This is a genomic window from Ruegeria sp. HKCCE4148 (assembly GCF_017872495.1).
GTDB lineage: Bacteria > Pseudomonadota > Alphaproteobacteria > Rhodobacterales > Rhodobacteraceae > Ruegeria.
The window spans coordinates 1-11,075 of sequence record NZ_JAEDOS010000020.1 but is presented as its reverse complement, the minus strand read 5'-3'; the positions used below and the strand labels follow the sequence as shown (position 1 = coordinate 11,075).

Genomic DNA, 11,075 nt, shown 5'->3' with positions numbered 1-11,075 from the left:
ATTTTTTGTAGATCGACCGGGCTGTTTGGATTTTGGTTGCGGGGAGAGGATTTGACCTTTGCCGAACGTCAACGAAACTCCTTTTCTAGAGAAGCCCATCGGAGCGGTCTTTTGCTACACTATAAACAGACTGTTTTCCGCAAATGACCGCTGTGACCGTTATAACTAGCGGTTATGAAACCGGATCAAATTTTGCAACAAGTCCATAGAGGTAACTGGTCTCAGGGCGGAAGGTCTTACTCACCGGCAGCCGCAATTGGTTGGGCATTTCGGAAAAGTTCGAGCATATATAGGGCCTTACGATCGCATTCACCACGCGGTGTAGAGCTCCACGGCTTTGGCAGTGAGACTATAATGCGCCTCGATGTTCGAAGCACCGTCGTAAAACACAACGTTGCTTTTGCTATCTTCAGCTACCAGCTCTCCCTCAATCCAGAAAGCGTCGAAAATCGAGCTAAAAGCGAGGCCCTGCGGGTAGTTCACGTGTACAATCTGGTTTGCAGGTGGGGTTGGTGTGTGAACGCAGGCCCCTGCGACAGGCACGAACAGAAATTCGGTCACTTTTGTCTCATCAAAAGCAAGCGGGACGACATAACCCGGGAGGCGGATAAACTGTCCGAGAATTTCCGGATTAGGGCCGCGTCCCGCACGGCCATTCTGCCTAATAATCTTACGGCGCATTTTCATCAGGCCTTCAACATCGACATTATGCATAGAGAGGAGTTTCAGGGCAGCTTCGTGGCGTTTTATGAATGCCGAGTTTTCGCGCTCGCGCGGCGATGAAGTACGCCATTCGACGTGGGTACGCATTGCATCGAGCAAAAAAGGAGGCAGGTCAGCAAAGGGGGTTTCGCTCAAAACATGCGGCGGTTGCAGATCTCGCCAACCGATAACACGACCCCCCGCCGACATGCTATGCGGCGGAGCACCGATCGGTGCTCTCGTTAAAATAGGCGGCGCAGCAAGCGGATCTAACGGAACTCCAAAGTTTTGTTGGCCTGCAATCGCGCGCTGCCGTGCCTTCTCGACGCTTTGCGCCGATACTGGAGAAGTTATAAGGCCGAACAGCGCGACCATCGCCAGCGCATACGCGACTTTCATCATCCCTCAGACACCCTTACGCTGGTGACCGCTACGCCACGGCGTAGTTTTTCGTCGTCACCTTCTTCCCAGACCGGCTCTGTCAGCTCTTTGTCCGGTTCGCCGTCACGATCAATGTCGTAGACCAACTCACCGCCCATATAGGTCTGCAGCACTTCGATCTTATGAAAATCGAAGATATTCTCTAGGGCCTGCTTCCGGATGTCGCGGTCAAGCACAATGATATCCGCAAGCTTGCCTTCCTCAAGACTACCTAACACATCGCCGCGATCCTGAAGGCGCGCACTGCCCAGTGTTGAGCCATGGATAACCTCATCAAAGGTCAATGGCTCTCCGGGCATTACAAGACCGCCGGGTGTTCCCATCGCCTGCCTTGTCATGCCGATCTCCATACCTTCCCACGGTGAAAACACCGGCGAGGTTGGTGCGTCAGGCCCAAATCCGTACTCCATGAACTCGGTCACGAGCTTGAACTGGTACATGCGCTCCAAAACCTCTTTCGGCAGGTTCTGGCTGGTGACATTGAGGAAGTATTCCTCGGTCGGATCAGCCCAGTGAAGTTGAAGCTGTCCGGAAACTCCAAGCCGGGACATGCGCCGCGCGTTGTCGATCGACAAATGGTCGACATGGGTGAAAATTTGGGGGATGTCGTCGCGCACGGGTTCGCCAGTTTCATGTGCAAATTCCAGCGCGTCGAGCGAGCGGCGGATCCCTGCATTCCCTTCAACATGGAGCATCAGGGTAAAATTGCGCTCTGTCAGAGCGTCAAAAATCTCTGCAAGATTGTCTGGATGGAAGTTCATATCTGGCCTTGTGCCGTCCAAATACGGGCCTTCCATGTAGGCGAAGCGCCCCGGCGTTCCATCGATGGCGAATTTGACAGTGTTCGCATGGAGAATGCTGGAGTCAACGCCTGCATCCTCGACGGCGGCCCGCCGCATCTCCAATTGTTCGATCATTGCGGTATCACCCTCAGGCGTGCCGGTGCCCCAGAACACCATTGCCAACTCGTGCCTGAGTGTTAATTCACCTTTTTGCGCCAGACGGACGTAGACGTCATCCGCACCCTCCTTGGACCCGGCAGCAGCCTCCGTCGCTCCTGTAACCCCAACCGCGTTGAGAACGCGGGCGGCGCCACGGATCGCTGCTTCCTGTTTCTCGAAGGAATAGAGTTTATGCTGCTCGACGAAACCAGTCGAAAGATGCGCTTTCTCCTGCAAAAGACCAGAGGGTTCATCACCTGCTTCGTTAAGCGGCATGTAGCCGCCTTTCGGTGGCTCCCAATCGGCAGTGATCCCAAGGTATTCCAGGGCTTTCGTCGAATACCAGCCGTTATGTTGAGTATTGTCCGAGATCAATGCAGGACGCCCCCCCACGATTTCGTCCAGTTCCTCCTTAGTTGGGTTCTGGAAATGCGCATCTGACCAACCACCCCCGATAACCCATTCATCCGGCGCAAGTGTCGATGCATATTCCCGGATGACTTCGACCACCTCTTCGCGTGTTGCATCGTTGTATTTGAACAGGTTGAGCATGACGAAATGCGTTTGTCCGAAGATGCGCGTGTGCAAATGCGTGTCGATGATACCAGCCATGATGGTGTTTGTGCCCGCGTCCACGATTTGGGCATCTGGGCCTGCAAGCTCTCGGCAACTATCGTCTGTGCGCACGCAAATGATGGTATCACCTTCTACCGCGACCGATTTCGCAAGCGGCATTTCGACGTTGGACGTGACAATGTTCTCGCTCAGAAAAATCGTATCAGCGCTCTGCGCTTGGACCATGTTCGACACAGCCAAGAACATTGTGCTGGAAAGGATCAACGTCTTGGAAAAAAAAGTCATTTGCGTATAGCCTTGTGCTGCAGTTCTCTCAAAAGTCTAAGTCCACTGTTTGCACCCTGTCGATCCACTTTGTGCCACGAGCAATTTAAACTGCGAATGATTGACCTTTTTGGTGCAGGCATCAGATCAGGAGGAATGAAACTGAAGACACATATCTCCTATCAGATTGAGGAGTTGCAGTTCGGCGAAGACTGGAGCGTTGACATGCTTCAGCTTTCCGCAGGGCCGTTGTTGCACCGCTACAGCACAGTCGATCTCGGACAAGTCATAGTGGAATACATCCAATGCGCAGCCTCGGTTCAGGTGCGCGACATACACAATGTACCCTTTTTATCGTTCGGAATTGTCACAGAAGGCGAAGGCAGTCCCCGGTTTTTGGGCCACCCATTGGAGCGCGGGGATACAATTGTCTGGCGTCCTGGAGATCGCTTTGACTACGAATATGTAATGCCTGAGAATTTTTCCGGGTTCGTGGTTATGGTCTCAAAAGAAACCGCCGAACAGCGCGGCTGGTCTATGTCGCCTGCCCGTTTCATGAAAGCCTCTGCTGACGGCTTCAACGCATTGAAAGCCCTGAGCGACAAACTCGCCCAAAGCACAATGTTGAGACAGCCGCACATCGCCTTCGCGTTCCTGAACGCGTTAGAGCAAGCTTTTGGCGCGCAGCTTTTCAAGGATAGCAAACGCTCACCAGACGATGACGCTTCGGATGTTTTTAAGATCGTGGCCCATGCCCGTCGTCATATCTCCGGACTTGGGCCGGAGGAGTTCGATAACGTGGACGAGGTGGCGCGGGTCATCGGTGTGAACCGCCGCAGCTTGTATCGCGCATTTCGAATTTGGCCGGGTATTGGACCTGCGCGCTATTCGCGCGTGTTGCGATTGGCCGCCGCGCGTCGAGACTTGCTTGCGCGTTCTCAAGTCGAGAGTAGTGTGTTGCAGATCGCTCTCGACAATGGCTTTCGCCATACAGGCAGGTTCGCAGCTGAGTACCGGGACTTCTTTTGTGAGAACCCGGCTGAAACGCTGCGGCGAAGTTAGTTAGGAGGATACGCGTCGACTTTTTTCTTCGCAACAGTACGAATGCAGAGGGCAGATTACCCCGTGACGGAACCGGTCTTGCAAATGTAGACACTCTGACCTGCAACGTCGGCTATGGAAGAGGCGGGGTCGTGTCCATGTTCGATTATTGAGGTGCCTGGCGCATGAGAGCAACTAAATGGATGGTAGATCAGGAGTTTTCTTTTCTTCAGGAAACTGACGCAGCAATGGGTGGTTGGAACATTGAAGCCGTCCAACTCAAACCCGGTATAACAAACTCCAAGTTGCAGATCGTTCGCGCAGCGGACCTTCAAATCATGCTAAATGAAGAATCTCATCCTTGCCACGTAAACTGGACCCATGACGGCGAAACAACAAGCTTTGCGTTCTATCGCCCGAATAGCGAAAATGAGATTTGGTGTGGCCTACCTGTAGAAGCGGATGATGCTTTGATTACGTCCTCCGGTCGCGACCATTCAAGCCTGACACCAGCTTGCCTTAGTTCGATTTTTGTGACCTTCGAGACCAACCTGCTAGACCGCTACGGGGTCCAAGAACTTTGTCGAATTGACTCGGCGCAGAATACGACAAACGGAATTGCAAAGCTTGGGACGACTGGACGGCGTTTAAGGAAGTTGCTGTTCAGCCTTTTTGACCAACCGCGTCTTTGGGATCAATTTTCACCCGATGATCTCCAAGATCACATCATGTTTTCGCTAGGTGACATGCTTTGCAAAAACAGCGAGAAGTCAAAGGATTTCGCGAACCTGAAAAGTGCCGCCACTTGGAAGACTGTTGCACGAGCCTTGGAAGCGATAAGTAGTTCACAGCAGTTCTTGAGTTCTCGACAGCTTGCGGATGCGATTTGCGTTAGCCCTAGACTGTTATACCTGTCTTTCCAACAAGAGCTTGGAGTTTCTCCAACAAAATTTATGCGCTTTCGAAGGCTTCAGAACGCACGGTTCGAATTGGCGATGAGCAGCAGTCAGAGCACTTTGATCAAGCAAGTGGCAAGCAAACATGGGTTTCGCGACTTTGGGCGCTTCTCTGAGTATTATAAACGACAATATGGCGAGTTGCCGAGCGACACACTGAGAAAACGGTAAGATATTGGACGGCTATTCTGTTCTGGGTTTTCAACTGGTTCTCCACCTCCTCACGTGCCCCAAAACCACGGTCACAACTGGAAGAGCAAATTGAGCGAGATTTGCACAATTTGCGTATCCAATCCGTTCGATATCTTGAAGGCGACACGGCATAGTTAAACAAAAATGAATGTTAATTTTGATAGAGGACTTGTGCGCTGGCGGATCGCATTGCAGCCTTGAGACAGAAGACTTTTGGTAAATCAGTATTCTAGGGACGGAAAATTGAAGATGAAAAAGAAATTGTCACATCTCGTTATTGGTGCGCTGACATACAGCTTTCTGCCTGTGATGGTTCAAGCTCAAGACGCCGGCTGCGATGCAGCATGCGAAGCGGCCCGAAAAGCCGCCAACCCCCTCGCTGACATTCGCGCGATCATGACCGACAACACGGTGGCATTCAGAACGGGCACAGATGAGGAAGACAGTTATAACTTCCAGATTCAACCAGTCTACGCGGTTCCACTTGACGGCGCCAACCTGGTGCTAAGGGGCATTATCCCAATTCAAGGTGTTGCACCGGGTGCAGTTCTACCGCCCGGCATAGGTGAACCTACCCAAAACTCCGATCTCGAATGGGGTATAGGTGATTCAACGGTTCAAGCGTTTTACGCACCGACACCTTCGGGCAATATTTCTCTCGGCTATGGGCTACAAGTATCTCTACCAACCCACACCGACGACGCGCTTCAGGGCGCGGGTTGGGGGGCGGGTCCGGCCTTCGTGATATTTGGTCAGGCAGGAGATTTGTCCTGGGGTGGTGTTCTTGCTCATATGTGGGGGGAGAGCGACTTCAACACGACTATACTACAGCCGATCCTGATCTACGGCCTTGGTGGAGGTTGGTATTTCGGATATAATAATGTGATATCATATAATTGGAATGCTTCTAACAATGACGAGGCCTGGTTAGTGCCACTGGGCCTAACTGTCGGCAAAACTATCATAACCAACGACGAAAAGGGTACCGCATTGGACCTGAGCGCTGGTTACTACGACGTTACCCAGTCTCCCACAGGTGGGCCAAACAGACAGTTCAAGTTTGGCATCTCTTTTTTCTTCTGAACGAAACAAGCACGTTGAGGAGCAAAAAGTCTTGGCCGATACGATTTCGAACTATGACGTTACCACGATACTGAACCCCCGCATTTGGGTTAGCTACACGACCTCACTTTCGATGCGATGGTCGGAAACACACTCTTAATCAGCATCGAGCATCGTTCAAACTGATGGAATGTCCCAAGAGTGAAAAGTGAAGTTCGCTCTTGGCCCCTCCGGAATTTAAGCAGTGGGCGGAAATGGATGTCTGAGAACTCAAGTGATTTAACTGTGCAGTACTGGGGTTGAGTAGTGTTTGGACAGTAGGGTTTACAATTTCGTTGGTTGACGTGCTGTCGTTTTGCGCAATTTGCGTACTCAAAAAGCTACGACTTGTTTGGTCACGGGTTCATATTCGGTGCAGAACTTGATGAATACAATCAAATGATTAGTCACGCAGGAAACAAGGGAGAACTACATGGCCACCAACACGAAGCTACCAATCGCCAGAATTGGTAAGGTCGCAGCAGTGTTCTGCGTTGCCGTTTTGGCTTCGGCAGTTACGGCTGATGCGGAAGATAATCCCTACGCTACTGCCGACGAACTTGGTCTGATGAAAGGCTTTCCACCGCCAGAAGACAAGCGCGTGAACCGAACAAACGGGCTGTTTGGCGTTCCTTACAACCGTTGGTCCTACCAGCATATGCGCGAGTTGTTTCCAACCGCCAATATTCCCGCGTCACTATCGCCCCTACCTGTAAAGGTGAACATTGACAGTGGAATTGAACGCCTGACCTACAAACGGGAAGATGGGTCCGAAGTAGATTTCGATACATACCTAAAAGAAACCTATACCGATGCTTTTGTCGTTATCCATGGCGACCGCATCGTATATGAGCGGTACTTGAACGGTATGAGCCCGAACCGGCCTCATCAAATGATGTCCGTCACGAAGTCGTTCGCTGGAATGTTTGGTCTCATGGCTGTTGCAAATGGTTCTCTAAGCGAAGAAGACCCAGTAACCAAATACGTCCCCGAGTTGCAAAGTTCCGGTGCATTTGGAGATGCGACGTTTGAGCAGGTCGAAGACATGACAGCGTCTTTGGATTTTTCAGAAGACTATGCTGACCCGAACTCAGGAATTACACAATATTCTAAGGTCCTTGGGTTAAGGGAAGCTCCTGCCGACGAAATACCCGCTGACAGTATTTACTCTTACCTTGCAACGCTGCCAAAGGACGAAGCTCACGAACAGGGTGATGTGTTTCACTATCAGACGCCAAAAACAGATGTCGTGAATTGGGTGACAAATCGTGCGACCGGTCGCTCATTTCAGGATGAACTTACGGATCTTTGGTCGAAAATTGGTGCAGAAGGCGAAACATATGTACTTCTGGACAAGAATGGGACGCTTTTTGCAGGTGGCGGCTTAAACGCGACGCCACGAAACCTCGCACGATTTGCAATAATGATGCTAAATGACGGAATGGTTGGAGCCGAACAGGTTGTTCCGAAGGAAGTTATCCAAAAGCTCTCGGACGGTGCCGACAGAGACAAGTTCTCAAATGGTCCAGATGCTAAGGGCGTCATGGGCGGAGGGGATTGGAGTTACCGCGCACAATGGTGGGTGCGTCATACGCCAGGCAAAGAGTCGTTCAATGCCATCGGGGTAAATGGGCAGTGGATTTACATCGACGTTGAGCGTGGCGTGGCAATTGTCAAACAAAGCTCGCAGCCGGAGGCTTCTACAAACTACTATGACGAATACAATATCAATGCCTATGACGCGATAATTGGTTATCTTGCACAATAGCGGCGACTACCTCGTTGTTGCGGCGCACGTGAAAGCGTGCGCCATAATCATTAGAGGACGATCAATCACTGAGTGGCATGACCCGCAGCAAAAAGAGGTTAAAGGTTCTTGCTAGTCGCGGACGCCTCTTTGGTTCGCGGTTCCGTCGCACAATCTCAGGTTTGTCAAACGTATATACGCGTGTAGAAACCGGTAAATGGCCACAGGGCAGTGGGGCATCTTTTACACTCGGCTCCTCTGAAGTCTAAGTTAAGGACATGAATGGATGTCTAAGAAACCTATTGATGTGAGTGAGTGGTGCCGGGAATGAGTAGTATTTGGGCGGTAGGAATACCTATTTTATTGGTTGATGTAGCAAACCCCGTCCTACTCGTCGCAATTGCATATGCTCTTACAAGGAGCCGTCCGATTGCAAAAAGCTACGCACTCATCTTAGGCCATACACTTGCCTACTTTCTGATGGGCATTTTAATCGTTTACGGATTTGTCTACTTTGTGATGGGCAGTTTAATCGCCACCGGACTTGCGGAACTTTTCGCTCCGGTGGTGGACTTCGTCGTCAAAGGTTTCGTGGACCCAACGCGCATCAACTTCGTCATCGGCTTTGTTCTGGGGCTGGTTTTGCTCGGCTTCGCTGTGAGGATGAGCACAAGTGCCCAAATTGAAAAGCAATCTACAAGATCTGAAGTCAGCGAGCAGAAAGAAGGTTTGTTTCCATCTTTCATGATGGGAGTAACAATTTGCGTTTTGAGTATGCCGTTTTCTGTACCGTATTTCGGCTTAATCAATGAGTTGTTCAGCTTCAATGTTGAATCTAAGGCTCTAGGTTTGCTGATCTACAACCTTTTGTATGCGCTACCATATATGCTGATTCCATTTGCATATGCTGTCGTGGGGCAGTCCATTGTAGCCAAACTGGAAGCGTTCATCACGTTCATAGGCAGCACCGCATCATGGTTCATCCCACTGCTGTTCGGCGTCTTGGGCTTGGCTTTCATCGCTGACGCAATCAAGTATTTTCTCACTGGTTCCGGTTTGGTTTGATGCCAATCCTTCCGTTCACCAATGGGCTTTCACTATTCAGATGTTCCATTTTTTCGTTGACTGAACTTCTGAAAAGCTGCTCCCGCCGTTCGGCAGAATGTCTACCTTGCTCTCAATTCAGCTCAGTACGCTGTCATGATCAGCCTGATTTGTATGCGAGAAAATCCGGCTTAGATGATTATTAGCGAGTCACAGGACCTGCATTGAGCGTTCCCAACCGATAAGCTGGACAAGGCTGTCAGCTGCTTGCTACTCTTATTGTGGTGAAAGTAAAACGTCCAGATTAGCTTTCAAGACTGAGTATCTACTAAGTGCCAAACTTTTCACGAAACCTATTCAATGAGTAAACCTCGCACTTCTTTGGCCGGTTTTTGCGCAGTTGCGATGTTCTGCACTGCGTTTGGAGCGAGCGCGGAAGGCACTGATGACAATGCGAACCAGGACAACAGTGAACTGGGATTCAAAAATGGTTCTTTTGTTGGTGTTCCCATCCCGATTAACGACCCGACTTTCGGTGCTGGGCTAGTTTTGGGTGTTGGATACCTTTTTCAAAGCGACGAAGGATCAAAAACCTCGTCTTTAGGTGCAGCCCTCGCAGGGACGAACAAGGAAAGCTACGCAATCGGGCTAGGTGGTGGTTTGTCTCTCGACAACAATCGCCACAACGTTGAGTTCATACTCGCATATGGAGATCTAAAATACGATTTGTTCCTGATTAATGACTCGATAAACGTCTCGCAGCAGGGCCTCGCGTTCCAAGGCGCGTATCGCTACAGCTTTACGGATACTTTTTCAGCAGGTGCATCGTTGCAGTATCTGAACACCGTTGTTTCAGGTGTAGACGGCTTCGTGTTGCCCCCTGAAGTTGCCGAACTCTCAGACACTGCGCTAGCAACAGTAGGCCTTGTCGCGAAATGGGATACTCGTGACGATACGTTTTACCCGGTTAGCGGGAACAAAGTGGATCTGGCACTGACCTACTCAAACGATGTTCAAAACGGGGATCTGTCCTATTACGGACTGAAGCTAAGCTACGACAAGTTTTGGCCCGTTAGCAATGAATCAGCTATCGCCTTCAGAGCAACGGCTTGCGAAAAAAGCGACCGCACTCCTTTCTTCGACAGTTGCCTTCTAGGTTCTGAAATAAGGGGTTTTCCATTGTTTGATGTTTATGGAAACTCGATGCTGACCGCGCAAGCTGAATATCGAGGAAGACTTTCTAAGCGATTTGGATACGTCGCATTTGCTGGTGGTGGCGAAGTGCAAAAGAACAGTATTTCTGTCGATAGTGGCTTCCGCTACGCTGGCGGTGTTGGTTTGCGCTACCGAGTAACAAAAAAACACAAACTGGATTTTTCGATAGATGCGGCGGTCAACGACGACGGAGACCAGTTTCTATATTTCTATGTTGGCCAAAGATTTTAAGTCACCTTTTTTGAAACCGGCAACTATTCTTCTACAAATTACAGACGTTTCAATACCGACTGCGCGTTCTGTTTAGGTATTGACCAAGACGTTTTAGGGACTCCCATTCCAGTAGACCTACTGGGTTGAACATTTCATTCTCCAGCCGACAAGCACATAAACTTGCTGATGTTTCTACACTATTTTTCTGGTTTACGTCTGTTGTGTGCCGTGTACAGAACTCAGTTTCTCATACGTAGTAGTGGTCCAAGTCTAATTGGAGCATTCAAGTGCAACGGTCCAGCGCGCGCCATAAACGTTGAAACATTGACACGATAGGTTCCAGACCCACAGATCCTGTGTTTCGGGCAACTGGCACCAGACGAGTTTTGTTAGATGTCCAATCCGAGCCCAAATTGTTTTTCTTCGCAACAAGTCCGCCGCAAACATCGCCAGAAGGATCTAAATTCGAAGTGTTCCTCTTGTGGCGAGGCTGGGAAAACTGCGGATCATTTCACGAGAAGTCTTTAAGAGCTCTGTGCCAAAGGCTGCCAGGCTCTGGACCCTCGATATGTTCATTGGACTTTTTATGGATATGCAAACCGATGTGGCAAGGATCATCGTAAAAGAATTGCCAGGGAACGT

Annotated in this window: 8 protein-coding genes; 6 read left to right on the top strand and 2 right to left on the bottom strand. The window is 50.3% G+C overall.

What is annotated here, in order from left to right; translation table 11 throughout:
* Nucleotides 1–309: 309 nt before the first annotated feature.
* Together I9187_RS21735 and I9187_RS21730 are read right to left on the bottom strand one after the other, a co-directional pair.
* Complete coding sequence (locus I9187_RS21735) at nt 310–1,104, bottom strand: DUF3299 domain-containing protein (RefSeq protein ID WP_171238778.1); 795 nt, start codon at nt 1,102–1,104, stop codon at nt 310–312.
* Nucleotides 1,101–2,945, bottom strand: a complete 1,845-nt coding sequence (locus I9187_RS21730; RefSeq protein ID WP_171178912.1) for an amidohydrolase family protein — start codon at nt 2,943–2,945, stop codon at nt 1,101–1,103. Before I9187_RS21730 ends, I9187_RS21735 begins: the two co-directional genes overlap by 4 nt.
* A 135-nt stretch (nt 2,946–3,080) precedes the next feature.
* Between I9187_RS21730 and I9187_RS22165 the strand changes: the two genes are divergently transcribed.
* The 6 genes from I9187_RS22165 to I9187_RS21700 all read left to right on the top strand — a co-directional run bounded on the left by I9187_RS22165 (nt 3,081) and on the right by I9187_RS21700 (nt 10,451).
* Nucleotides 3,081–3,986, top strand: coding sequence for an AraC family transcriptional regulator (locus I9187_RS22165; protein WP_171178910.1), 906 nt, complete (start codon nt 3,081–3,083; stop codon nt 3,984–3,986).
* Between the two features lie 164 nt (nt 3,987–4,150).
* Nucleotides 4,151–5,092: a helix-turn-helix domain-containing protein gene (locus I9187_RS21720; RefSeq protein ID WP_171178908.1), complete on the top strand. Its 942-nt coding sequence runs from the start codon at nt 4,151–4,153 to the stop codon at nt 5,090–5,092.
* Between the two features lie 270 nt (nt 5,093–5,362).
* On the top strand, nt 5,363–6,196 hold the full coding sequence (locus I9187_RS21715; protein WP_171238776.1) for a hypothetical protein: 834 nt from the start codon (nt 5,363–5,365) through the stop codon (nt 6,194–6,196).
* 451 nt (nt 6,197–6,647) lie between these two features.
* A complete protein-coding gene (locus tag I9187_RS21710) occupies nt 6,648–7,982 on the top strand; it encodes a serine hydrolase (protein WP_171178904.1) in 1,335 nt (444 codons plus the stop codon).
* 306 nt (nt 7,983–8,288) lie between these two features.
* The gene (locus tag I9187_RS21705; protein WP_171178901.1) at nt 8,289–9,026 is read left to right on the top strand and encodes a hypothetical protein; all 738 of its coding nucleotides are present in this window, start codon (nt 8,289–8,291) and stop codon (nt 9,024–9,026) included.
* A 339-nt stretch (nt 9,027–9,365) separates the two neighbouring features.
* A complete protein-coding gene (locus tag I9187_RS21700) occupies nt 9,366–10,451 on the top strand; it encodes a BamA/TamA family outer membrane protein (RefSeq protein WP_171178898.1) in 1,086 nt (361 codons plus the stop codon).
* Nucleotides 10,452–11,075 lie beyond the last annotated feature (624 nt).